Annotated in this window: 22 protein-coding genes; 14 read left to right on the top strand and 8 right to left on the bottom strand. The window is 67.2% G+C overall.

Annotation, left to right across the window (positions count from 1 at the left end):
• Nucleotides 1-105: 105 nt before the first annotated feature.
• The 3 genes from MKL20_RS26745 to MKL20_RS26735 all read right to left on the bottom strand — a co-directional run bounded on the left by MKL20_RS26745 (nt 106) and on the right by MKL20_RS26735 (nt 2,586).
• Nucleotides 106-1,398, bottom strand: a complete 1,293-nt coding sequence (locus tag MKL20_RS26745) for an O-acetylhomoserine aminocarboxypropyltransferase/cysteine synthase family protein (protein ID WP_244039186.1) — start codon at nt 1,396-1,398, stop codon at nt 106-108.
• A 58-nt stretch (nt 1,399-1,456) separates the two neighbouring features.
• Nucleotides 1,457-1,843, bottom strand: coding sequence for a response regulator (locus MKL20_RS26740; RefSeq protein ID WP_243971388.1), 387 nt, complete (start codon nt 1,841-1,843; stop codon nt 1,457-1,459).
• Between the two features lie 86 nt (nt 1,844-1,929).
• The gene (locus MKL20_RS26735; protein WP_092045953.1) at nt 1,930-2,586 is read right to left on the bottom strand and encodes an alpha/beta hydrolase; all 657 of its coding nucleotides are present in this window, start codon (nt 2,584-2,586) and stop codon (nt 1,930-1,932) included.
• Between the two features lie 273 nt (nt 2,587-2,859).
• Here MKL20_RS26735 and MKL20_RS26730 point away from each other — a divergent pair, with 273 nt between their 5' ends.
• From MKL20_RS26730 to MKL20_RS26705, 6 genes are all read left to right on the top strand, one after another.
• The gene (locus tag MKL20_RS26730; protein WP_244039185.1) at nt 2,860-4,029 is read left to right on the top strand and encodes a cysteine desulfurase family protein; all 1,170 of its coding nucleotides are present in this window, start codon (nt 2,860-2,862) and stop codon (nt 4,027-4,029) included.
• Nucleotides 4,030-4,098: 69 nt separating this feature from the next.
• Nucleotides 4,099-5,568, top strand: a complete 1,470-nt coding sequence (gene sufB / locus MKL20_RS26725) for a Fe-S cluster assembly protein SufB (RefSeq protein ID WP_244039184.1) — start codon at nt 4,099-4,101, stop codon at nt 5,566-5,568.
• A gap of 197 nt (nt 5,569-5,765) precedes the next feature.
• Nucleotides 5,766-6,518, top strand: a complete 753-nt coding sequence (gene sufC / locus MKL20_RS26720; protein ID WP_243971380.1) for a Fe-S cluster assembly ATPase SufC — start codon at nt 5,766-5,768, stop codon at nt 6,516-6,518.
• A gap of 4 nt (nt 6,519-6,522) precedes the next feature.
• On the top strand, nt 6,523-7,845 hold the full coding sequence (locus tag MKL20_RS26715; protein WP_244039183.1) for a SufB/SufD family protein: 1,323 nt from the start codon (nt 6,523-6,525) through the stop codon (nt 7,843-7,845).
• A 128-nt stretch (nt 7,846-7,973) separates the two neighbouring features.
• The gene (locus MKL20_RS26710) at nt 7,974-9,218 is read left to right on the top strand and encodes a cysteine desulfurase (RefSeq protein ID WP_244039182.1); all 1,245 of its coding nucleotides are present in this window, start codon (nt 7,974-7,976) and stop codon (nt 9,216-9,218) included.
• A 92-nt stretch (nt 9,219-9,310) separates the two neighbouring features.
• Nucleotides 9,311-9,694 carry an SUF system Fe-S cluster assembly protein gene (locus tag MKL20_RS26705; protein WP_007566736.1) on the top strand — a complete coding sequence of 128 codons (384 nt, stop codon included), beginning with the start codon at nt 9,311-9,313 and terminating at the stop codon, nt 9,692-9,694.
• 6 nt (nt 9,695-9,700) lie between these two features.
• Here the strand turns inward: MKL20_RS26705 and MKL20_RS26700 are convergent, their stop codons facing one another.
• Nucleotides 9,701-10,288 carry a Uma2 family endonuclease gene (locus MKL20_RS26700; RefSeq protein WP_244039181.1) on the bottom strand — a complete coding sequence of 196 codons (588 nt, stop codon included), beginning with the start codon at nt 10,286-10,288 and terminating at the stop codon, nt 9,701-9,703.
• A gap of 1,106 nt (nt 10,289-11,394) precedes the next feature.
• Between MKL20_RS26700 and MKL20_RS26695 the strand changes: the two genes are divergently transcribed.
• The 4 genes from MKL20_RS26695 (at nt 11,395) to MKL20_RS26680 (ending at nt 14,578) form a co-directional block, all read left to right on the top strand.
• Nucleotides 11,395-11,706, top strand: coding sequence for a hypothetical protein (locus MKL20_RS26695; RefSeq protein ID WP_244039180.1), 312 nt, complete (start codon nt 11,395-11,397; stop codon nt 11,704-11,706).
• A 710-nt stretch (nt 11,707-12,416) separates the two neighbouring features.
• Nucleotides 12,417-12,668, top strand: a complete 252-nt coding sequence (locus tag MKL20_RS26690; RefSeq protein WP_244039179.1) for a hypothetical protein — start codon at nt 12,417-12,419, stop codon at nt 12,666-12,668.
• A 201-nt stretch (nt 12,669-12,869) separates the two neighbouring features.
• A complete protein-coding gene (locus MKL20_RS26685) occupies nt 12,870-13,802 on the top strand; it encodes an ABC transporter ATP-binding protein (RefSeq protein ID WP_409568204.1) in 933 nt (310 codons plus the stop codon).
• A 14-nt stretch (nt 13,803-13,816) separates the two neighbouring features.
• Complete coding sequence (locus tag MKL20_RS26680) at nt 13,817-14,578, top strand: ABC transporter permease (protein ID WP_244039317.1); 762 nt, start codon at nt 13,817-13,819, stop codon at nt 14,576-14,578.
• A 213-nt stretch (nt 14,579-14,791) separates the two neighbouring features.
• Here MKL20_RS26680 and MKL20_RS26675 read toward each other — a convergent pair whose 3' ends face one another.
• Entirely contained in the window at nt 14,792-15,556 is a 765-nt protein-coding gene (locus tag MKL20_RS26675; RefSeq protein WP_244039178.1) for an alpha/beta fold hydrolase, read from the bottom strand.
• A gap of 125 nt (nt 15,557-15,681) precedes the next feature.
• Here MKL20_RS26675 and MKL20_RS26670 point away from each other — a divergent pair, with 125 nt between their 5' ends.
• Nucleotides 15,682-16,527, top strand: coding sequence for an FkbM family methyltransferase (locus tag MKL20_RS26670; RefSeq protein WP_244039177.1), 846 nt, complete (start codon nt 15,682-15,684; stop codon nt 16,525-16,527).
• On the opposite strand, the gene sfsA is transcribed toward MKL20_RS26670, so the two are convergent.
• Nucleotides 16,514-17,227, bottom strand: a complete 714-nt coding sequence (gene sfsA / locus MKL20_RS26665; RefSeq protein WP_244039176.1) for a DNA/RNA nuclease SfsA — start codon at nt 17,225-17,227, stop codon at nt 16,514-16,516. The two genes, MKL20_RS26670 and sfsA, sit on opposite strands and share 14 nt — an antisense overlap.
• 165 nt (nt 17,228-17,392) lie before the next feature.
• On the opposite strand from sfsA, the gene MKL20_RS26660 reads away from it, so the two are divergent.
• Both MKL20_RS26660 and MKL20_RS26655 read left to right on the top strand, forming a co-directional pair.
• The gene (locus tag MKL20_RS26660; protein ID WP_244039175.1) at nt 17,393-18,133 is read left to right on the top strand and encodes a competence/damage-inducible protein A; all 741 of its coding nucleotides are present in this window, start codon (nt 17,393-17,395) and stop codon (nt 18,131-18,133) included.
• Between the two features lie 41 nt (nt 18,134-18,174).
• Complete coding sequence (locus tag MKL20_RS26655) at nt 18,175-19,044, top strand: formate/nitrite transporter family protein (RefSeq protein ID WP_244039174.1); 870 nt, start codon at nt 18,175-18,177, stop codon at nt 19,042-19,044.
• 9 nt (nt 19,045-19,053) lie between these two features.
• On the opposite strand, the gene MKL20_RS26650 is transcribed toward MKL20_RS26655, so the two are convergent.
• Nucleotides 19,054-20,334, bottom strand: coding sequence for an NAD(P)/FAD-dependent oxidoreductase (locus tag MKL20_RS26650; protein ID WP_244039173.1), 1,281 nt, complete (start codon nt 20,332-20,334; stop codon nt 19,054-19,056).
• A 40-nt stretch (nt 20,335-20,374) separates the two neighbouring features.
• Here MKL20_RS26650 and MKL20_RS26645 point away from each other — a divergent pair, with 40 nt between their 5' ends.
• Nucleotides 20,375-20,578 (top strand): hypothetical protein, encoded by a 204-nt coding sequence (locus tag MKL20_RS26645; RefSeq protein WP_244039172.1) that lies wholly within the window; start codon nt 20,375-20,377, stop codon nt 20,576-20,578.
• Between the two features lie 133 nt (nt 20,579-20,711).
• Here MKL20_RS26645 and MKL20_RS26640 read toward each other — a convergent pair whose 3' ends face one another.
• Nucleotides 20,712-21,197 carry an ATP F0F1 synthase subunit B gene (locus tag MKL20_RS26640; RefSeq protein ID WP_244039316.1) on the bottom strand — a complete coding sequence of 162 codons (486 nt, stop codon included), beginning with the start codon at nt 21,195-21,197 and terminating at the stop codon, nt 20,712-20,714.
• Nucleotides 21,198-21,200: the final 3 nt, after the last annotated feature.

Here is a 21,200-nt window from a genome sequence, read left to right as displayed (position 1 = left end):
GATCCCTGGAGGGCTCCGTCGAGGCTCGCTGCGCTCACACCTCAGGATGAGGGCGGGGGTTGAGATAGACCCGATCCTGCGCGTCAGCCGCCAGACCCTATCCTCTCAGCCGAGCTTGTCGAGCGCTTGGCTGAGGTCGGCGATCAGGTCGGCCTCGTTCTCCAGGCCGATCGACAGCCGCACGGTCTCGGGGCCGACCTGGGCGGCAGCCTTCTCGCCCTCCGGCAATTGCCGGTGCGTGGTCGAGGACGGGTGGATCGCCAACGACTTGATCTCGCCGATGTTGACGAGGTGCGAGATCAGCTCGAGCCCGGCGATGAATGCCAGGGCCGCCGGCTCGCCGCCCTTCAGCGCGAAGGTGAAGATCGAGCCCGGCCCCTGCGGCGTGTAGCGCCGAGCGAGCTCCTCCCCGGTCTGGCCCGGCAGGCCGGGATAGCTCACCCAGGCCACCGCCGGATGGTCCTTGAGGTAGGCCGCGACGGCGCGGGCGTTGGCGCAGTGGCGCTCCATGCGCAGCGGCAGCGTCTCGATGCCCATCAGGGTCAGGAACGCGTTCATCGGCGACAGGCCTGGGCCGAGGTCGCGCAGGCCGAAGAACCGACAAGCGGCCGCGAACGGTGTCTCGGGGAAGCTCTTGGTCAGGACGAGGCCGTCGTAGTCAGGCCAGGGCTCGGTGATCAGGTTGTAGCCGCTGGTCCGGGTCCAGTCGAAGGAGCCGGCATCGCAGATCATGCCGCCGATGGTCTGGCCCGAACCGCTCAGGAACTTCGAGGTCGAGTGCCAGACGATGTCCGCACCGTGCTCGATCGGCCGGATCAGCGCCGGCGAGGCCAGGGTGTTGTCGACCACGAGGGGCAGGCCGTGGCGACGGGCCACCGCAGCGATCCCGTCGAGATCCACCACCGAGGCGCACGGGTTCACGATCGACTCGCAGAAGATGGCCCGGCAGTCCGGCGTGATCGCCGCCTCGAAATCCTCCGGGGTCATGCCGGCGGCGAAGCGCGGCTTCAGGTCGTAGCGGCCGTCGAGGCGGCGCATCAGGCCCAGGGACCCGCCGAACAGCCGCGGCGAGGCCACGTAGGCATCGCCGCTCTTCATCAGCGTCATCAGCACGAGCAGCATCGCCGACTGCCCGGAGGACACCGCCACACCGGCCTTGGCGCCTTCGAGGTCGGCCACCCGCCGCTCCAAGGCGGCCACCGTCGGGTTCGAGCCGCGCGAATAAGAAAAACCGGACCGGCGGCCGGCGAAGATGTCGGCCGCCTGCTCGGTGGACTCGAACACGAAGCCGTTGGTGAAGTAGATCGGCTGGACCCGCGCGCCGGTGGCGGGGTCCGGCGCCGCGCCGGCATGGATGGCCCGGGTCGCGAAACGGTGCTTGCGGCTCAAATCCGTCATGGCTCTCGGTCGGGTGTTCGGCGCCCGGATCGTCGATGCGCCCGAGCCGGGAAAGGCTTCACGCCGCGCGACGGAGGAAAGCCTGCAGAGTTCGGACCAGGGTCGTCGGCTCGTAGGGCTTCGGAATGAACCGGGCGCCGTCCGGCATGTCGTTCGGGCCGGGCGTGCCCATGCCGGAGACCACCAGCACGGGGATCGACGGCCAGCGATGCGCCACCAGACGGGCCAGGGCGAACCCGTCCATCGAGCCCTGCGGCATGTCGACATCCGTCATCAGGACGCCGACATCGTCGCGGTTTTCGAGGACCTTGAGCGCCTTGTCGGCGTGGCTCGCCTCCAGCACGGTGAAGCCGGCATCCGCCAGGGTGTCCGACGCCTCCATGAGCAGGAGGCCGTCATCTTCCACCAGCAGCACGACAGGTTGGTCGGACGGGCTCTCTGACATCAGACCTGCAAAGGTTCAGCCGCGGCGTTCGAAGCCCGCGCCGTATTCCCCGGGCCTGCCCCCGTCAAGGCGCGAGGCCTGCGGCGTCAGGCGGCCTCCTCGCGCTTGCCGAGGCGCTTGTCGAGATAGGTGTCGACCGTCTGGGTCAGCTCGTCGACCTTGCCGTCGAAGAAGTGGTTGGCCCCCTCGACCATCTGGTGCTCGATGATGACGCCCTTCTGAACCTTCACCTTTTCGATGACCGGCATGACGTCCCGGGCCGGCGCGACCCGGTCCTCGGAGCCGTGCACGAACAGGCCGGACGAGGGGCAGGGGGCCAGGAAGGTGAAGTCGAAGCGGTTGGCCATCGCGGCGATCGAGATGAAGCCCTCGATCTCGGGACGCCGCATCAGCAGCTGCATGCCGATCCACGCGCCGAACGACACGCCGGCGATCCAGCACGACTTCGCCTCCGGGTTGACGGACTGCACCCAGTCGAGGGCCGCGGCCGCGTCGGACAGCTCGCCCGAGCCGTGATCGAATGCACCCTGGCTGCGGCCGACCCCGCGGAAATTGAAACGCAGGGCTGCAAAGCCGCGATTGGCGAAGGTGTAGAAAAGGTTGTACACAATTTGATTGTTCATCGTGCCCCCGAACTGGGGGTGCGGGTGCAGCACAATGGCAATCGGCGCGCCGCGCTTCTTGGGGGCTTGGTACCGCCCTTCCAGACGTCCGGCCGGGCCGGTGAAGATAACTTCGGGCATCGTTCGACTCTCGTTTCAGCGGTCGCCGGCCGCGCGATCAGGGGCAGTGAAGAGGCAGCCTTGACTCGCCGCACGCACACCATACAAACGCTCTTAGAACAGTTCTAGGCGATTAGAACTATTCTAAAGTAAGGCGAGCCGGCAGGCCATGCTAGCTCCCTGTGCCAGCCTTTCGGTTGGCGAGACCTCATTTGTCGGCGCGCCTTAGCACGGCGGACCGGTGCGCGGGCAAGGAATTGTACGCGCCGTACCAGGGGACGACACGGAATCAGCATGAGTCGGGCCCGCGCCTATCTCGATTATAACGCGACCGCCCCGGTCCGCCCGGCCGTGGCGGATGCGGTGGCGCGCGCGCTGATGCTGCCCGGCAACCCCTCGTCGATCCACCAGGAGGGCCGCGCCGCCCGCGCCGCCTTGGAGGCCGCCCGCGCCCAGGTCGCCGCCCTGGTCGGCGCTCGCCCGGCGCAGGTGCTGTTCACCAGCGGCGGAACGGAAGCCGCAAACGCAGTCCTGTCCGGGGCGCTCGGCCGCCGCGGGCAGCAGAAGCCGACCCGGCTTCTCCATTCGGCGACGGAACACCCTTGCGTGGCCGCCGGCCATCGCTTCCCCGAGGACGCGGTCGAGCAGTTACCGGTCACCTCGGACGGCTTGATCGACCTCGCGGTCCTCGAAACCCGCCTCGCCGCGCTGGCGGGCGAGAGCGTGCTGATCTCGGTCCACGCCGCGAACAACGAGACCGGCGCGATCCAGCCCCTGGCCGAGATCGTTGCTTTGGCTCGCGCCCATGGCCGGGCGTTGGTGCACAGCGACGCCGTGCAGGCGGTCGGCAAGATCGCCCTCGACATGGACGCCCTCGGGCTCGATGCGCTCACCCTGTCGGGCCACAAATTCGCGGCGCCGAAGGGCGTCGGCGCGATGATCCTGGCCGATGGCGTCGCCCTGGACAGCGCCTTCCTGCGCGGCGGCGGCCAGGAGCAGCGCCAGCGCTGCGGCACCGAGTGCCTGCCGGCCATCGTCGGCATGGGCGAGGCGGCACGGATCGCCGGCGCGGTGCTCGACCAGGAAGCCGCACGCCTCTCAGGCCTGCGCGACCGGATCGAGGCGGGCGTGCTTGCCCGGGCCCCCGACGCGGTGGTGTTCGCGGCCGATGCGCCGCGCCTGCCCAACACGCTCAGCTTCGCGGTTCCGGGCCTCGACGCCCCCGCGGCGCTGATCGCCCTCGACCTCGCCGGCGTGGCGGTGTCGTCGGGCTCGGCCTGCTCCTCGGGCAAGGTCGCGCGCTCGGCGACGCTGGCGGCGATGAGCGTCGATCCCAAGCTTGCCGGGGGGGCGCTGCGCGTCAGCCTCGGCTGGAACACGGTGGACGAGGATGCGTCACGCTTTCTCGACGCCTGCGAACGGGCCTTGCAGCCCCTATATAAGCGGCGAGGGCACGCGGCCTGAGCGACCGCGTCCCACGCTTTCCGACAGACGCTTCCCGGTCCTTGAAACCGGGCTTGCCAGGAGATGCTAATGCCTGCCGTGCAGGAAACAATCGACCGGGTCCGCTCGATCGACCTCGACCAGTACAAGTACGGGTTCGAGACCACCATCGAGATGGAGAAGTCCGCCAAGGGCATCTCCGAGGATGTCGTGCGCTTCATCTCGGCCAAGAAGAACGAGCCGGAATGGCTGCTGGAATGGCGCCTCGACGCCTATCGGCGCTGGCTGACCATGAAGGAGCCGGAGTGGGCGCGGGTCTCGTACGACAAGGTCGATTATAACGACATCTACTACTACGCCGCGCCCAAGCGCCCGGCGGCGATGTCGCTCGACGAGATCGATCCCGAGATCCTGAAGACCTACGAGAAGCTCGGCATCCCGCTGCGCGAGGTCGAGGTGTTGGAAGGCATCGCGCCGGAGCGCCGCGTCGCGGTCGATGCCGTGTTCGACTCGGTCTCGGTGGCCACGACCTTTAAGAAGGAACTCTCGAAGGCCGGCGTGATCTTCATGCCGATCTCCGAGGCGGTTCAGGAATATCCGGAGCTGGTGAAGAAGTACCTGGGCACGGTGGTGCCCTCGACCGACAACTTCTTCGCGACGCTGAACGCGGCGGTCTTCTCCGACGGCTCATTCGTCTACATCCCGCCGGGCGTCCGCTGCCCGATGGAGCTGTCGACCTACTTCCGCATCAACGAGCGCGACACCGGCCAGTTCGAGCGCACGCTGATCATCGCCGACAAGGGCTCCTACGTCTCGTATCTCGAGGGCTGCACCGCCCCGAAGCGCGACGACAACCAGCTCCACGCCGCGGTGGTCGAGCTGGTCACTCTGGACGACGCCGAGATCAAGTACTCGACTGTCCAGAACTGGTACCCGGGCGACAACGAGGGCAAGGGCGGCATCTACAACTTCGTCACCAAGCGTGGCGATTGCCGCGGTGCCCGCTCGAAGATTTCCTGGACCCAGGTCGAGACCGGTTCGGCGATTACCTGGAAGTACCCGTCCTGCATCCTGCGCGGCGACGAGTCCCGCGGTGAGTTCTACTCGATCGCGGTGTCGAACGGCATGCAGCAGGTCGATTCCGGCACCAAGATGATCCACCTCGGCAAGAACACCACCAGCCGGATCATCTCGAAGGGCATCTCGGCTGGGCGTTCGCAGAACACCTATCGGGGTCTGGTCTCGGCTCACAAGAAGGCCAAGGGCGCGCGCAACTTCACCAACTGCGACTCGCTGCTGATCGGCGACCAGTGCGGGGCGCACACCGTGCCCTATATCGAGTCGAAGAACGCCTCGGCGGTGTTCGAGCACGAGGCGACTACCTCGAAGATCTCCGAGGACCAGAAGTTCTACTGCCTGCAGCGCGGCCTCTCCGAGGAGGAAGCGACCGCGCTCATCGTCAACGGCTTCGTCCGTGACGTGCTGCAGCAGCTGCCGATGGAGTTCGCTGTCGAGGCTCAGAAGCTGATCTCGATCAGCCTCGAAGGCTCGGTCGGCTAATCCCACCGCGGATCAACGAAACGAAGCGATCATGGCGTCCTCGCCATGATCGCCGGCCGGATCGAGCGAAGGCTTCGACGCTCGTGTCCGTGCGGAAAAGCTTTCAAAATGGCCGTCCCGGTGGCGGCACGACAGGAACTGACGGCGCGCAGTCGGCGCACGGGTCCGGCCCGCCGTTCGATAGGACTTGAACTAACATGTTGGAAATCAAGAACCTCGTCGTACAGATCGAGGACAACCGCATCCTGAACGGCCTGAACCTGACCGTGAACGACGGCGAGGTCGCGGCGATCATGGGGCCGAACGGATCGGGCAAGTCGACCCTGTCCTACGTCATCGCCGGCAAAGAGGATTACGAGGTCCTCGACGGCGAGATCCTGCTCGACGGGCAGAACGTGCTGGAGATGGCCGCCGACGAGCGCGCCGCCGCCGGCATCTTCCTGGCCTTCCAGTACCCGCTGGAGATCCCCGGCGTCGGCACCATGACGTTCCTCAAGGCCTGTCTCAATGCCCAGCGCCGCGCGCGCGGCGAGGGCGAGATCTCGACGCCCGATTTCATCCGCAAGGTGAATGCCGCGGCGGACAAGCTCGAGATCAACAAGGAGATGCTCAAGCGCGCGCTCAACGTCGGCTTCTCCGGCGGCGAGAAGAAGCGCATGGAGATCCTCCAGATGGCGCTGCTGGAGCCGAAGTTCTGCGTGCTCGACGAGACCGATTCCGGCCTCGACATCGACGCCCTGCGCATCGTCTCCGAGGGCGTCAATGCGCTCCGGGCCCAGGGCCGCTCGTTCCTGGTGATCACCCACTATCAGCGGCTGCTCAACCACATCGTGCCCGACACCGTGCACGTCATGTCGAAGGGCCTGATCGTGAAGACCGGCGGCAAGGATCTGGCGCTCGAGCTCGAAGCGTCGGGCTATGCCGAGTACCGCACCAACGAGGCCGCGTAAGCCCATGGCCGACATCCAGAACCTGCGCACCAGCGCCGAGACCGGGCTGTCGAGCCTGTTCGAATCCGCGCGCAAGAGCTTCGCCTCGGAAGAGGCGATCGCCCGCGAGGAGGCGTTCCGTTTCTTCGAAGCCACCGGCCTGCCGAGCCGGCGGGTCGAGGCGTTCAAGTACACCGATCTGCGCGCCGCCATGAAGGAGGCCGTGCCCCCGGCCGAGGCTCCGTCGCCGAAGGCCGCGCAGGCCGCCGTCGCTTCGGCGAAGGGCTTTGCCGGTATCGACGCCGCACGCCTGACCTTCGTCAACGGCCATCTCATCCGGCCGCTCTCGGACCTCGACGGCTTGCCGGCCGGCCTTACGGTCACGCCGCTCAACGATGCGATGGGCAAGAGCGATGCGCGCCTCAGGCTGCTGGCCCCGGTCGAGCAGGCCCGAGAGAACCCGGTCTACCAGCTCAACACCGCCTTCCTGGCCGACGGCGCGCTGATCTCGGTGGCGGCCAGCACGAAGATCGAGCGGGCCCTGCACCTGCGCTTCATCGGGAGCGGGTCCGAGGGCTTCTCGACCGCCACCCGCGTGCTGGTCGATCTCGGCGACGGCGCGGAGCTGACCCTGCTGGAGAGCCACGAGGGTCCGAACGGCCTGACCTACCAGCCGAATGACGCCCTCGACGTGCGGGTCGGCAAGCAGGCTGTGTTCCGCCATGCCCGGCTCAACCGCGAGGGCGACGCCGCCATCGCGCTCTCAACGATCAGCGTGCGTCTCGATGACGAGTCGCAGCTGGAGACGGTCAACCTCGTCACCGGTGCCGTCCTCTCGCGCCATCAGATCTTCATGCATGTCGCGGGCGCGAACGTGAACGCCGTGGTCAACGGTGCCGCGATGCTCGGCAACGGCCAGCTGGCCGACTCGACCCTGCTTGCTGACCACGCGGCCGTGGGCGGCGTCGGCCGCGAGATGTTCAAGACGGTGATCGACGGGGACGCCACCGGCGTGTTCCAGGGCAAGATCATCGTTCGGCAGGCCGCGCAGCAGACCGACGGCAAGATGAAGTCGGATTGCCTGCTCCTCAGCGACGAGGGGCAGATGATGAACAAGCCGGAGCTGGAGATCTTCGCCGACGACGTCGCCTGTGGCCATGGTGCCACCTGCGGCGCCCCGGACGACGACCTGCTGTTCTACCTGATGGCCCGCGGCCTGCCCCGCGCGGTGGCTGAGAGCCTGCTGGTCCAGGCTTTCGTCGGCGAGGCTGTCGAGTCGGTCACGCATGAGGGCGCCCGCGCGGCGCTGATCGGTGAGATCGAGGCTTGGCTCGCGGCGCGCGCCTGACCCCTCAACCGATCCCGATTCGGGATCGCAACGCTCGTTCGGAGGCCTCTGTCGAGGCCTCCGCTTCACTCCGGCACCTCCGATGAGGTTGCCCCTGGGACGGACTCAGGTCTCAAAAGGTCGCGACGATGAACGCACCCGTCCTCACCACCGGCTACGACGTCGCGGCGATCCGCAAGGACTTCCCGATCCTGTCGCAGACGGTCTACGGCAAGCCGCTGGTCTATCTCGACAACGCGGCCTCGGCGCAGAAGCCGAAGCAGGTCATCGACGCGATGGTCTCCTGCATGGAGACCGGCTACGCCAACGTCCATCGCGGCCTGCACTTCATGGCGAACGCCGCCACGGAGGGGTTCGAGGGCGCCCGCGAGACCACGCGCCAGTTCCTCAACGCCGCCTCCACCGACGAGATCATCTTCACCCGCAACGCCACCGAGGCTTACAACCTCGTAGCCTCCAGCATGGGCTGGGCCGGGCTGATCGGCGAGGGTGACGAAATCATCCTGTCGATCATGGAGCACCATTCCAATATTGTGCCCTGGCACTTCCTGCGCGAGCGGCGCGGCGCGGTGATCAAGTGGGCGCCCGTCGACGAGGACGGCAACTTCTTGGTCGATGAGTACGAAAAACTGTTCACGCCGCGCACCAAGATGGTGGCGATCACCCACATGTCGAACGTGCTGGGCACGGTGACGCCGGCGGAGGAGATCGTGCGCATCGCCCACGCGCACGGCGTGCCGGTGCTGCTCGACGGCGCGCAGAGTGCCGTGCACCAGCCGATCGATGTGCGCGCGCTGGATTGCGACTTCTTCATCTTCACCGGCCATAAGGTCTACGGGCCGACTGGCATCGGCGTGCTCTACGGCAAGAAGGAATGGCTGGATCGGCTGCCGCCTTACCAGGGCGGCGGCGAGATGATCCGCACCGTCAGCCAGGACACGGTCACCTACAACGACCCGCCGCACCGGTTCGAGGCCGGCACCCCGGCGATCGTCGAGGCGGTGGGGCTTGGCGCAGCGCTCGAATACATGCTGGGGCTCGGCCGGCAGAACATCGCGGCCCATGAGGCGACGCTGACCCGCTACGCCCACGAGCGGCTCGGCGCGATGAACGCCCTGCGGATCATCGGGACGGCCAAAGGCAAGGGCGGTGTCGTCAGCTTCGAGATGAAGGGCGCCCACGCGCACGACATCGCCACGGTGATCGACCGTCAGGGCGTCGCGGTGCGCGCCGGGACCCATTGCGCCATGCCGCTGCTGACCCGCTTCGGCGTGACGTCCACCTGCCGGGCCTCGTTCGGCCTGTACACCACCACCGCCGAGATCGATGCCCTTGCCGAGGCGCTCGGCAAAGCCGAGATGATGTTCGCCTGATCGGCGCAGCGTCCCGGACCTTACCGGGCGGGCGATGTGCGAGCTGCGATGAAACCGGTTCCGTCTGCGCGGGTCCGGGGGAGAAGGAAACCATGAGCACCGACGCCACAATCACCGGCGGCGCCAACGCCCCCGCGGTCGAAGCCGCCTCGGCGATCCCGCCGGCCGAGCTGGACCGGCTGACCGACGACATCGTCGCCGCGCTGAAATCCGTCTACGACCCGGAGATCCCGGCCGACATCTACGAGCTCGGCCTGATCTACAAGGTCGATATCGGCGACGACCGGAAGGTCGCGATCGACATGACCCTCACGGCCCCCGGCTGTCCCGTCGCCGGCGAGATGCCGGGCTGGGTCGAGAACGCGGTCAGCGCCGTGCCGGGGGTGCAATCCTGTGCCGTGACGATGGTGTTCGATCCGCCGTGGGACCAGAGCCGCATGTCGGACGAGGCCCGCGTCGCCCTGGACATGTGGTAGGGCGCATCAGGTCGGCTCGCGCCCCGGCTCGAACGCAACCGTCTCATAGATGTCGGATAGCGCGAGCCGGGCACCGATCTCGGGCAGGTCGATGATGTCCGTCAGCGCCTCGTAGGTCTCCGCCGGCCACGCGTTTTCCACGCGGCGGTAGAGCAGGACGCTCGGGAAGCGCGTCTCCACTAGCAGGATGCCGCGCAGGGTCGGGTGACGCCGGTACTCGTCGAGCTTCCGGAAGCGATCGACGCTGCTGGTCAAGGGCGAGAGAACCTCGACCACGAGCCGGGGCGCGCGGCTCTCGTAGATGTCGCGCACGCGCTCGCCGCATTCCACCGTGATGTCGGGGCGCCGGAGCGTCGCGATGCTCGTGCCCAGGGCAATATCGTCCGTCGTCGGGCGGCAGCCGCTGCTGCGGAGCTGCTGATGCAGCGTGGCGATGATGTTGACCGTCACCTGATTGTGCTGGGTGCTCGCGCCGGTCATCCTCTTGATGTGCGGCACCGGCACGCAATCCACGAGCTCATAGAGCCCATCCTGGCCGAGCTGCCACGCGAAGAACGCCTCCGCATTCATGCGCCGCGTCGCAGGTTCAGCCATGGCCATCTCCCTGGATGAAAGCGAGCGTAGGGAGCCTTACGGAAAAGGCGAATTCCGGCCGCACTGAGCCGTTGGCGGCCCAGGGCAACTCCGAAGCCGGCGATCAGACAAGTGGATATTGGCATATGGGTGCTTTCGCCGAACGCCCGCCACTCAATACCAGTTCATATTTACGATCCGACGGCAGAAATTTCACGTGCCATTACTATCCGCAAAGGCGGATCCGCTGAAATTCCGGTCGAGCGCGGCATTTCCTCGGCTGGAGAGATAGCTGATCAGCTGAATACGCAGACGCCGGACAGAACTGGATTTTGCCTTGACTGTTCAATAACAGCCGAAACAACCTCCGTATGTATCAATTTACGGCGCTGTTAATATCTCGGTAACCACGATTGCCCACAGGGTCATGGACCGCCGGTTCAGGTGGTTTTTTCGGTGCAGACGGTGACGTGAGATGGGTCCGGGTTACGTGGTTGCGGCGGTTCTCGAAACGTCCGGACTGATTGGTCTCGTGGTCAGCGGGTTGGTACTCCGCGCCGAGCGGCAGGCGCGAGTGGCCGATCTGCGCGACTTCCTCCGTTCCGGTCAGAGCTCGCTCTCCGCATCGGGACTGGCGTCGCCGAGCCGTTGGCGCGCAGGCGCGTCCCGGGTCGTCAACGTCCCGGTCGGCACGCATCGCCGCGGAGGGGGTCAGTCGCGCGAGTCGGTTGCTCGTTCGGCCCTCGGACGCGCCATCGGTCAGAGCAACATCCGGACTACGCCCCGGCGCATGGCGCCGATCAACGCAGGATGATGTCGAGGCCGCTGCCGAGCAGGGTGACGGCGCTGAGCAGGAATATGAATTTCAGGTCTTCAAAACGCGTGCTCATGATCGGTCCTTATTTATCAAGGGGTTCGTCGTTGCTCGGATGCTGGATTATCACCCGATTAACGAATCTTTCGCGAGTCGTTTCAGGAACTGTTAGGGATTGTTCCGCGCTTTCCATTCGGTAAGGTTGATGAATGGTTAAGATCAACCTGTGCTGCTGAACCGGTCTTAACCCTGGTTCGGCAGGCCGGCCGTGTGGCGCCGCACGGTCGCGCGGCAACAGGGAAGGCGCAGGCTCATGACGCAGCCATCGACCAACGCGATCGTGCGGGCGCGCGATTGGATGTTCCGGGATCGCGGGACCGGCGCCATCACCGTGGCGCAATGGCCGAACCCGCCGCTCTGGCTGTTCCTCGGGCTCACGCTGGCCGCCTGGCTTGCCCGCAGCGCCGAACCCATTGCGTCGTGGCTGGGCATCGCCGCCGACCTCGCCCTGGGCTGGTGGGCGATTGATGAGCTCGTGCGCGGCGTCAATCCCTGGCGCAGGCTGCTCGGCCTCGCCACGCTGATCGGTCTCGCGGCGCTCGTTACCCTCCGGAGCGGCGGCTAGAGCCGCTCCCGATCGGGTTGCGACACGGGACACGACAAGGGCTGGCTTCGTCCTGATCGGCGTCCGTCCACTACACCCCCCTCATCCTGAGGCGGCGCCGCGCAGCGGCGCCCTCGAAGGAGCCCTCCAGGGATCGCGCGCAGACTGGAGGGCTCCTTCGAGGCTCGCTTCGCTCACGCCTCAGGATGAGGGAGTTGGGTTGGAGGAGCGCCGATCAGGACCGGATCGACTTTTGTGTCCGCTCAGCCGACGGCCCTGTCGAGGCGTCGTCGTGTACCGTGGCGTTGCGATTGGGAATAGCTCTAAGCCCGTGATTGAACGCGCCCGCTGACGCGGAACCGATATCCACTTCGCCTGACGCCAACGCATTGTCGGCATCCTGCTCGTTCAGGCCGCCGGTGACGATTCATCAGAGCGCGTTCTCGAGGGCGATTCAATCGATCTACGCCATCGTCGATTGCATTCTGCACTGTTGATTCGAAAATTATGATAATAAAACTCCTCGCAAAATTCATTTTCATGGAGAAATTTGCAAAGTTAACCGAAATTCAACCGGCACTTGAATTTCGGTTGACTACTGAGATGCGCAACGATTGATTGCGACGCAGCAAAAACTCATGAATGGTCGCCTCGGATTTTGTCCCGGGAAGCGACAGGTCTGTCGACGTGCGCGCTTCCATGCTCGGCTTCAGTTTGGGCTGGAAGGCACGATGACCGACGCAGGAGGCTTCGTAGCCCTCGATGCCGCACCGCGCCTCAGCGAGCAGGAGCGGCTTCTCCGCCAACTGGCCGACATGCTGAATCTTCCCATCTCGGTCTTTCGCCGCCGTCGTGTCGACCCGCCGGCTGAAGGTCCGACGGCAAGGGAATGTGCAGTGATCCTGGCGGCGTTCTCGCGCATCCGCGATCCGGAAGCCCGCCGGCGATGCCTGGCGATGGTCGAGCGCTGCGCCGACGCGTAGAATCGCGGTCCGGTTGTGCGCTCGCGCACGTAAGCGCAGTGAGAGCCGGGCCGACGGCATGCTATAGGGGCGCCCGCTTCCGAGAGCGGCCCGCCGGATAGGCAGGCCGCAAGGACCATCGCGACCTCTTCGGCACGCAGCATCCCCGAGCCGGTATTGCGGTCGCCGGTGCACGAGGCCCCGCATTCGATTTAGGCCCTGATGCCGATCATCTCCATTTCGAAGCTGTCGAAGACTTACACGTCGGGCTTTACCGCGTTGAGCGGCATCGACCTCGCCATCGAGCGGGGCGAGATTTTCGCGCTGCTCGGCCCGAACGGGGCCGGCAAGTCGACGCTGATCAACATCGTCTGCGGCATCGTCACGCCGAGTTCCGGCACGGTCACGGTCGACGGCCATGACATCGCCGCGGATTACCGCGCCGCGCGAAGAGCCATCGGTCTGGTTCCGCAGGAGCTCACCACTGACGCCTTCGAAACGGTGCTGAACACCGTGAGCTTCTCCCGCGGACTGTTCGGGCTGCGGCCGGATCCGGCCCATATCGAAAGAATCCTGCGGGCCTTGTCCCTGTGGGACAAGCGCGACAGCCGCCTCATGACTCTGTCGGGCGGGATGAAGCGGCGGGTGCTGATCGCCAAGGCCCTGTCGCACGAGCCCCGGGTGCTGTTCCTCGACGAGCCTACGGCGGGCGTCGACGTGGAGCTGCGCCAGGACATGTGGCGCCTCGTGCGCGACCTGCGCCAGCAGGGCGTCACGGTGATCCTCACCACCCACTACATCGAGGAGGCCGAGGAGATGGCCGACCGCATCGGGGTGATCCGGCGCGGCCAGATCATCCTGGTGGAGGAGAAGGCCGCGCTGATGCGCAAGCTCGGGCGCAAGCAGCTGACCCTTCAGCTCCAGGCGCCGATCCCCGCGGTTCCGCCGGAGCTGTCCGATTACGAGCTGGCGCTCGCCGGCGACGGCCGCGAGCTGATCTACACCTACGACACACGCGCCGAGCGCACCGGCATCACCGGGCTGCTCACCGGCTTGGCGGCCGCCGGAATCCAGTTCAGCGATCTCCACACCGAGCAGTCTTCCCTGGAGGACATCTTCGTCGGCCTCGTGCGCGAAGGGGAGACACGGGCATGAGCGAAACGATGAGCATGAACTGGCCGGCGGTCCGCGCGATCTACCGGTTCGAGATGGGTCGCTTCTGGCGCACCGCCGGCCAGAGCATCCTGGCCCCGGTGATCTCGACGACCCTGTATTTCGTGGTGTTCGGGGCCGCGATCGGATCCCGGGTGTCGGCGGTGGACGACGTGCCCTACGGGCTGTTCATCGTGCCCGGCCTGATCATGCTCTCGCTCCTGACCCAGAGCATCTCGAACGCCTCGTTCGGGATCTACTTCCCGCGCTTCGCCGGCACGATCTACGAGATCCTGTCGGCTCCGATCTCGCCCCTGGAGGTGGTGCTCGGCTTCGTCGGCGCGGCGGCCTCCAAGTCGATCCTGATCGGCCTGATCATCCTGGCGACCTCTGCCTTGTTCGTGCCGCTGCGCATCGACCACCCGGTCTGGATGATCGGCTTCCTGCTGCTCACCGCGGTCACGTTCAGCCTGTTCGGCTTCGTCATCGGGCTTTGGGCCGACGGGTTCGAGAAGCTGCAGCTGGTGCCGCTCCTCGTAGTGACGCCGCTGACCTTCCTGGGCGGCAGCTTCTACGCCATCAGCATGCTGCCGCCGTTCTGGCACGCGGTCAGCCTGATCAACCCGGTCGTCTACCTGATCAGCGCGTTCCGCTGGGCGTTTTTCGGCAAGGCCGATGTCAGCATCGCGATCAGCCTCGGGATGACCGCCCTGTTCCTGGTGATCTGCCTCGGCCTCGTCACCTACATCTTTCGCACCGGCTACCGCCTGAAAAGCTGATTGCAGAGTCTGTTTGACCGGTTTTTCCCACTCTCGACCTCATCCTGAGGTGCTGCGCAGCAGCCTCGAAGGAGCCCTCCAGCTGGCCGTGCGATCCCTGGAGGGCTCCTTCGAGGGCTCCGCTCCGCTACGCCACCTCAGGATGAGGGGAAGATTGGGATAAACGTTAGTCAGAACCGTCACGCGACTGCGATCACGCAGTCAAACAGGCTCTCAGGGCTGCGCGGCGAGGAAAGCCAGTACGCCGTCCCGGTGCGGCTTGGCGCCGACCGCCGTGGAGTGGTCCTTGCCCTCGATCTCCAGAGCGCGGGCATCGGGCATCAGAGCGGCCAAGGCCGGGCCGGAGCCCGCCACCGTGTCGAGCGTGCCGACCGAGACCAGCACCGGCACCTCGATCTGGGCGAGTTCCGCCCGGCTCAGCGTCTGACGCGAGCCGCGCATGCAGGCGGCCAACGCCCGCAGGTCGCTGCGCGTCTGCTCGGCGAAGGTCCGGAACGCCGCGGCGGTCGGGTTCGGGGCGGGCGTGCCGGGGGACGCTTCGAGGGCTTCGGCGATCCCGGACGGCAGGCCCTTGCCCTCGACGAGGTGCATGCCGAGGCCGCCGATGAGGGCGGAGCGGACCCGATCGGCATGGTCCAGAGCGATATGGGCGGTGATCCGGCCGCCCATCGAGTAGCCCATCACGTGCGCGCGTTCGATCCCGAGATAGTCGAGCAGCCGTATCGCATCGCCCGCCATGGCCTCGGAGCTGTAGGCCGCCGGATCGTAGAGCTTCTCGCTCTCGCCGTGGCCGCGATTGTCCAGCGCGATCGCCCGGTAGCCGGCCTGCGTCAGGGCTCGTACCCACTGGGTGTTGACCCAGTTGACCGCGTGGTTGGAGGCGAAGCCGTGGATCAGCAGGATCGGCGTGCCGGCCCCCTCCGCCGGCGGCACGTCGATATAGGCGATCCGCACGCCGTCCGAATCGAAGGAATCCATGCCGCGCAACCCGTGCCGTGTCGGTACTCTCACGAAGCGCGACGCTTAGACCACTGCGCCCCGAAGGAGCAACGCGGATCCATCTGCTTGCGGGGGAGGGCGCCGGCTGGCACACCGCCCCGGTTATGACCGATACCAAGCCCTACGGCACCTACGAACCGGCCGGCCTCGTGGCGGCGATCACCCGCCGGACCAACCGGATCCCGGCCGAATCCTGGTACGGCCGGCGCCTCGCGCTGTTCCTGCGCCGGATCGCGATCTCGCGGCTGGGGGGAAAACCCCTCGACGTGACCCGCTATGGCGCGCGGATGCGGCTGCACCCCTACAACAACAATTGCGAGAAGAAGGTGCTGTTCACGCCGCAATTCTTCGACCCGCAGGAGCGGGCGCTGCTGCAGGAGCGCCTGCCGCAGGATTGCGTGTTCCTCGATATCGGCGCCAATATCGGTGCCTACGCCCTGTGCGTGGCGGCGTTTTCGGGGCCGGGCGCCCGGATCGTCGCGGTCGAGCCGCAGCCCGACGTGTTCGCGCGCCTGACTTACAACATCGCCCAGAACCCGTTCCACACCGTGAAGGCGGTGGCCTGCGCGGTGGCCGACAAGGCCGGCGAGCTGACCCTGTTCATCGACCCCCGCAACCGCGGCGAATCGAGCTTGCGGATCGTCGGCACCAACGAGGGCGCCCGGATCACCGTGCCGGCGGTAACGCTCCTCGACTTGCTGCGGGCCGAGGGCCTGACCCGCGTCGACGCCGTCAAGCTCGACGTGGAGGGCGCCGAAGACCTGATCCTGGAGCCGTTCCTGCGCGAGGCGCCGGACACACTGCTTCCGCGCATCCTGCTGATCGAGAACGGCACCGGCCAGTGGCAGATCGACCTGCCGAAGCACCTGGAAAAGTTCGGCTATCGCGAGATCTCGCGCTCCCGGCTGAACCTGATGTACGAGCGCCGGGAACCGGTCAGGGCGGCGTGATTACCGGGATCTCGTCCGTCAGGGCGACGCCCGCGGGGCTCACGGCGCAGCGATAGGCCCGGACCTCCACGCCCGCCGCGCGGGCGTCGCGGAACGCCCGGTCGAAGGCCGGGTCGATGTCCCGGGCCACGTCGAACGCCTCCGCGTGCATCTGCACCACGATGATCACCAGCGCCCGTCCGCCCTCGGCGACGACCTGGGCAAGGTCGCGCATGTGCCGGGCGCTGCGGGCGGCGACGCAATCCGGGAATTCCGCGAGGCCGGCCCGGCGCATCAGGTGGCAGTTCTTGACCTCCACGTGGCACGGGCCGGCGGCCGCGCCGCTCGCCAAAAAATCGACCCGGCTGGCCTGGGCGTAGCGCACCTCCGGCTTCAACAGGTCGTGGCCGGCGAGCGCATCGATCACGCCGGCGCGAAACGCCTCGGCCACCAAGGCGTTGGGGCGCATCGTGTTGATTCCGACCCATTGCGAGCCGCCCGGCAGGTCGGCCTCCACCAGTTCCCAGGTCAGCGGCAGCTTGCGGGTCGGATTGCTCGAGCGCGAGAGCAGCACCGGCCGGCCCGGCAGGTTGAGGCCGAGCATCGCGCCGGGATTGGGGCAGTGCACGGTGACGAGGCCGTCGGCGGTCTCGATGTCGGCGAGGAAGCGCTTGTAGCGCTGCACCAGCAATCCGGGCGCGAGCGGCGCGGCGAAGAGCATCGGGTGGATATCTCCGGGTTCGTGTGGTCCGGGCCGGCGGCCGCGCTATCTGCTGATCATCCGCCGCCGAAGGTTCACCGCTGCGGCGGCGAGACCGATGGGCGCAGGATGACCATCGGCCGGATCCCGATCCGGCCTTAGCATGCCCTCCGACCACAGAGTCCCATGGACCAGCCTTCCGATTCGATCACGGCCGCGATCCTCGTCATCGGCGACGAGATCCTGTCGGGGCGCACCAAGGACAAGAACATCGGCACCATCGCCGATTTCCTCACCGCCGCCGGGATCGATCTGCGCGAGGTGCGGGTGGTGCCGGACGAGGCCGCGATGATCGTGGAGGCGGTGAACGCCCTGCGGGCGCGCTACACTTACCTGTTCACCACCGGCGGCATCGGCCCGACCCACGACGACATCACCGCCGATTGCGTCGCCGAGGCCTTTGGGGTCGGCATCGACATCGACGAGCGGGCGCGGGCGATGCTGCTGGAGCGCCACAAGCCCGAGGACCTGAACGCGGCGCGCCTGCGCATGGCACGAATCCCCTTCGGCGCCGACCTGATCCCCAACGCGGTCTCGAAAGCCCCGGGCTTCCGCATCGGCAACGTCCACGTCATGGCCGGCGTGCCGAGCGTGATGCAGGCCATGCTCGACGCGATCGCGCCGACCCTGAAGGGCGGCGCCGCGATGATCTCCGAGACCATCGAGGCGGGCGGGGTGCCCGAGGGCCAGTATGCCGGCGAGCTCGGCGAGATCGCCAAGGCGCGTCCGGCCGTGTCGATCGGCTCCTACCCGGCGATGACGCCGGACGGGTTTCGCAACCGGATCGTCGTGCGCAGCCGGGACGCGCAGGCGCTCGCGGAAGCACGCGACGTCGTCGCGGCTCTGGTCGCACGGCTCTCGGCCTGAAGGCCCATCATCCGGTCGGGTAGCGTCGCGGAGCTGAGCGGATGATTCGGAATCGGAACGACCGGGCCGACAAGGAGGCGCGGCGCGACGCGCTGCTGAAGGAGGTCTCCGAGGTCGGCCGGCCCGACGCCTACGTGCTGCACGAGGTCATACGGCTCGGCGGCGACGAGGAATTGCGCCGCCACGGCTTCGCGCTGTTCATCTCCGCCTTCGCGGCAGGCTTGAGCATCGCGCTGTCGTTGATCGTGCCGGGGGTGCTCAAGAGCCATCTGCCCGATGCCGATTGGGTGAAGATCGTCACCACGATGGGCTATTCGGTCGGCTTCCTGGTGGTCGTCCTGGGGCGTCAGCAGCTGTTCACCGAGAACACCATCACGCCGATCCTGCCGCTGCTGCACGACCGCTCGATGAAGACCGCGTTCCGAGTCGTGCGGCTCTGGTTCATCGTCCTGTGCGGCAACATCCTGGGGACGCTCGCCATCGCCACGGTGCTGGCCCATGCCGGCGCCTTCGAGCCGCCGGTGCTCAAAGCCTTCGCCGCGATCAGCCACGACGCCCTCGGACACGGGTTCTGGTCCACCTTCGTGAAGGCGGTGTTCGCCGGCTGGATGATCGCCCTGATGGTCTGGTTCCTGCCCGCGACCGGCGGCGCCGCCCCCTTCGTGATCATGCTGATGACTTGGCTGGTCTCGCTCTGCGGCCTCGCCCACATCGTCGCCGGCTCGGTGGAGGCCTTCTTCCTCCTGGTGACCGGCGCCGCCTCGCTGGAGGATTACGGGCTGCACTTCTTCCTTCCGACGCTGCTCGGCAACACCATCGGCGGCGTCACCCTGGTGGCGGTGCTGAATTACGGCCAGGTCGCGCCACAGGTGGAGGAGACCAAGGAGGTCGAGGGCGAGCGACCCGATTGATGAGCACGCTCAGTCCAGGCTTACGGGCGGACTGATCAAATGGTCGAGGTCGTCGAGAATCCAGGTCATCGTTCCGCGTAAGGGCCCGTACAGGCCGATCTGGTGCTGGCGGTACAACAGGTCATGGGTGAGCCGCGCCGAGAGGCCGTTCAGCCGGCCGCCCCCGAACGTGTAGCGCCCGAGGGTGCCCCAGCCGTTGAAATCGGCCAGCGAGACGATGGCGCCCTTCTCGACGTAGTGAAACGGCGGCAGCTCCGTCGCCACCGTGTCACCCCGGGCGAGCGCCCGCCCGAGATGCGACGCGAGGTGCTGCGCCTGCTGGCGCGCCGCCTGGGCGGTGGCCGGGACCGGCTTGCCTGTCTTTGGATCGGCCTGGCTGGCGCAATCCCCGAGGGCGACGATTGCCGGGTCCCGGGTCGTGCGCAGGTCGGGACCGACCACGAGCTGGCCGGTGCGCGAGCGTTCCAGCCCCTCAACCGAGCCGAGCACGTCCGGCGCCTTGACCCCGGCCGCCCAGACCTTGAGCCCGGCGGCGATGCGGCTGCCGTCCTTCAAGGTGAAGCCCGCCGCGTCCGCACCCGTGACCATGGCGCCGGTCCGGACCTCCACGGCGAGGTCGGACAAGGTGCGAGCGGCTGCCCGGGAGACACGCTCGGGGAAGGCCGGCAGGAGGCGCGGACCGCTCTCGATCAGGGTCAGCCGCAGCCGCCGCGGCAGGTCGGGGGAGCCGTAGGCCGAGGCCAGGTTGATCGCGTGCTTCAGTTCCGCGGCCAGCTCGACGCCCGTGGCGCCGCCGCCGACGATGGCGATCTCCAGCCTCTCCGGGCTGTCGAGCCGGGCCAGGAGATGGCGCCGCAACTGTCGGTGGAACGACTCGGCCTCGGTGAGATCGTCGATGGTCAGGCAATGCTCGGCGACACCCGGGGTGCCGAAATCGTTGGCCCGGCTGCCGATGGCGAGGACCAGGAGATCGTAGCCGAGATCGGCCTCCGGCCGCCCCTGCGCCGCCTCCACCGCGAGCCGCACCCGCCGGGCCGGGCGGTCGATCCCGATGAGGGTGCCCGGCTGGAACCGGAATCCGTTGCGGCGCGCCTGCGCGAAGAAATCGACCTTCTGGCGGTCGGGCCGGGCGGTGCCGGCCGCGAACGTGTGCAGCATCGGCTTCCAGACATGGGACAGGCTGCGGTCGGCCAGCACTACCTCGGCCTTGCCGCCTCGCCCGAGGCTGGTCGCCACCTCAATCCCCGCGACCCCGCCGCCGATGATCACGATCCGCGCTCGATCCGCCATGCCGTCTCCAGGATTTTTCGCTCCCGGTGAACGCAGGGCGGTGACCGATGTTCGCGGCTTGAATCACGCGGCGCTCGAGGCTCGTTCAGTCGGACTCGGCGTGATGGAGCCGATATTCCTGCGTGATACCGCCATAGCCATAGGCCGCCGCTCGACTATCGATGATGTGGATGTTCGAATGCGGGTGCAGGTTGCCGATGAGGCTCGAAAGAAGGTCGAATGCGGCAGGACAGGGACAGCGTGAGACCGGCGCCGTTCTGCTCCGTCAGTCTCCATTGAGGGTGCGGTCAGGGCCGGCCGATAACCGACAGGCCGCGCAAACGAAAGAAGCCGCCCAAAGGCGGCTTCTCGTAGACCGGGTGACGTTTGGAAAAAAATCAGGACCGGAGGCGGGTCCGAACCTCGCCGAGGCTGGAGCGGATCAGGCCCTGGGCCGCGTCGCCCTGCATCCGCTCGCGCAGGATCGTCTCCGAGACCTTCACGGCGGCCTCCGCAGCGGCGGCGCGAACCTGGGCCTCGGCCTGGGCTTCGGCCTGCGAGATCTTCAGCTCGGCCGCCTTGGTGCGCCGGGCCAGGAAGTCGTCGAGCTTACGATGGCCCTCCTCGGCGGCGCGTTTGGCCTCCTCGCGGGCGCCGGCGATGATCGACTCGGCCTCCTTCTCGGCCTCGGCGCGGCGGCGCTTGTAGTCCGCCAGCACAGTGGCGGCCTCCTCGCGCAGGCGCTTGGCCTCGTCGAGCTCATGACGGACGCGGTTGGCGCGGCCGTCGAGGCCCTTGGTCATGGCCGAAAAGCCGCCGGCCTTCCAGGCGATGCCGAGGAAGATGACGAACGCGACGGCGACCCAGAATTCGGCTTCGAGCAGCAT

Origin of the sequence: Methylobacterium sp. E-066, from assembly GCF_022829635.1 — a bacterium.
Classification (GTDB): domain Bacteria; phylum Pseudomonadota; class Alphaproteobacteria; order Rhizobiales; family Beijerinckiaceae; genus Methylobacterium.
This window is presented reverse-complemented; position numbering and strand designations above follow the sequence as displayed.

What these genes read in the sequence shown, in the direction of transcription:
- MKL20_RS26745 (WP_244039186.1), bottom strand. Translation starts at nt 1,398, where the DNA reads ATGACGGATTTGAGCCGCAAGCACCGTTTCGCGACCCGGGCCATCCAT.
- MKL20_RS26740 (WP_243971388.1), bottom strand. Translation starts at nt 1,843, where the DNA reads ATGTCAGAGAGCCCGTCCGACCAACCTGTCGTGCTGCTGGTGGAAGAT.
- MKL20_RS26735 (WP_092045953.1), bottom strand. Translation starts at nt 2,586, where the DNA reads ATGCCCGAAGTTATCTTCACCGGCCCGGCCGGACGTCTGGAAGGGCGG.
- MKL20_RS26730 (WP_244039185.1), top strand. Translation starts at nt 2,860, where the DNA reads ATGAGTCGGGCCCGCGCCTATCTCGATTATAACGCGACCGCCCCGGTC.
- sufB (WP_244039184.1), top strand. Translation starts at nt 4,099, where the DNA reads ATGCCTGCCGTGCAGGAAACAATCGACCGGGTCCGCTCGATCGACCTC.
- sufC (WP_243971380.1), top strand. Translation starts at nt 5,766, where the DNA reads ATGTTGGAAATCAAGAACCTCGTCGTACAGATCGAGGACAACCGCATC.
- MKL20_RS26715 (WP_244039183.1), top strand. Translation starts at nt 6,523, where the DNA reads ATGGCCGACATCCAGAACCTGCGCACCAGCGCCGAGACCGGGCTGTCG.
- MKL20_RS26710 (WP_244039182.1), top strand. Translation starts at nt 7,974, where the DNA reads ATGAACGCACCCGTCCTCACCACCGGCTACGACGTCGCGGCGATCCGC.
- MKL20_RS26705 (WP_007566736.1), top strand. Translation starts at nt 9,311, where the DNA reads ATGAGCACCGACGCCACAATCACCGGCGGCGCCAACGCCCCCGCGGTC.
- MKL20_RS26700 (WP_244039181.1), bottom strand. Translation starts at nt 10,288, where the DNA reads ATGGCTGAACCTGCGACGCGGCGCATGAATGCGGAGGCGTTCTTCGCG.
- MKL20_RS26695 (WP_244039180.1), top strand. Translation starts at nt 11,395, where the DNA reads ATGACGCAGCCATCGACCAACGCGATCGTGCGGGCGCGCGATTGGATG.
- MKL20_RS26690 (WP_244039179.1), top strand. Translation starts at nt 12,417, where the DNA reads ATGACCGACGCAGGAGGCTTCGTAGCCCTCGATGCCGCACCGCGCCTC.
- MKL20_RS26685 (WP_409568204.1), top strand. Translation starts at nt 12,870, where the DNA reads ATGCCGATCATCTCCATTTCGAAGCTGTCGAAGACTTACACGTCGGGC.
- MKL20_RS26680 (WP_244039317.1), top strand. Translation starts at nt 13,817, where the DNA reads ATGAACTGGCCGGCGGTCCGCGCGATCTACCGGTTCGAGATGGGTCGC.
- MKL20_RS26675 (WP_244039178.1), bottom strand. Translation starts at nt 15,556, where the DNA reads ATGGATTCCTTCGATTCGGACGGCGTGCGGATCGCCTATATCGACGTG.
- MKL20_RS26670 (WP_244039177.1), top strand. Translation starts at nt 15,682, where the DNA reads ATGACCGATACCAAGCCCTACGGCACCTACGAACCGGCCGGCCTCGTG.
- sfsA (WP_244039176.1), bottom strand. Translation starts at nt 17,227, where the DNA reads ATGCTCTTCGCCGCGCCGCTCGCGCCCGGATTGCTGGTGCAGCGCTAC.
- MKL20_RS26660 (WP_244039175.1), top strand. Translation starts at nt 17,393, where the DNA reads ATGGACCAGCCTTCCGATTCGATCACGGCCGCGATCCTCGTCATCGGC.
- MKL20_RS26655 (WP_244039174.1), top strand. Translation starts at nt 18,175, where the DNA reads ATGATTCGGAATCGGAACGACCGGGCCGACAAGGAGGCGCGGCGCGAC.
- MKL20_RS26650 (WP_244039173.1), bottom strand. Translation starts at nt 20,334, where the DNA reads ATGGCGGATCGAGCGCGGATCGTGATCATCGGCGGCGGGGTCGCGGGG.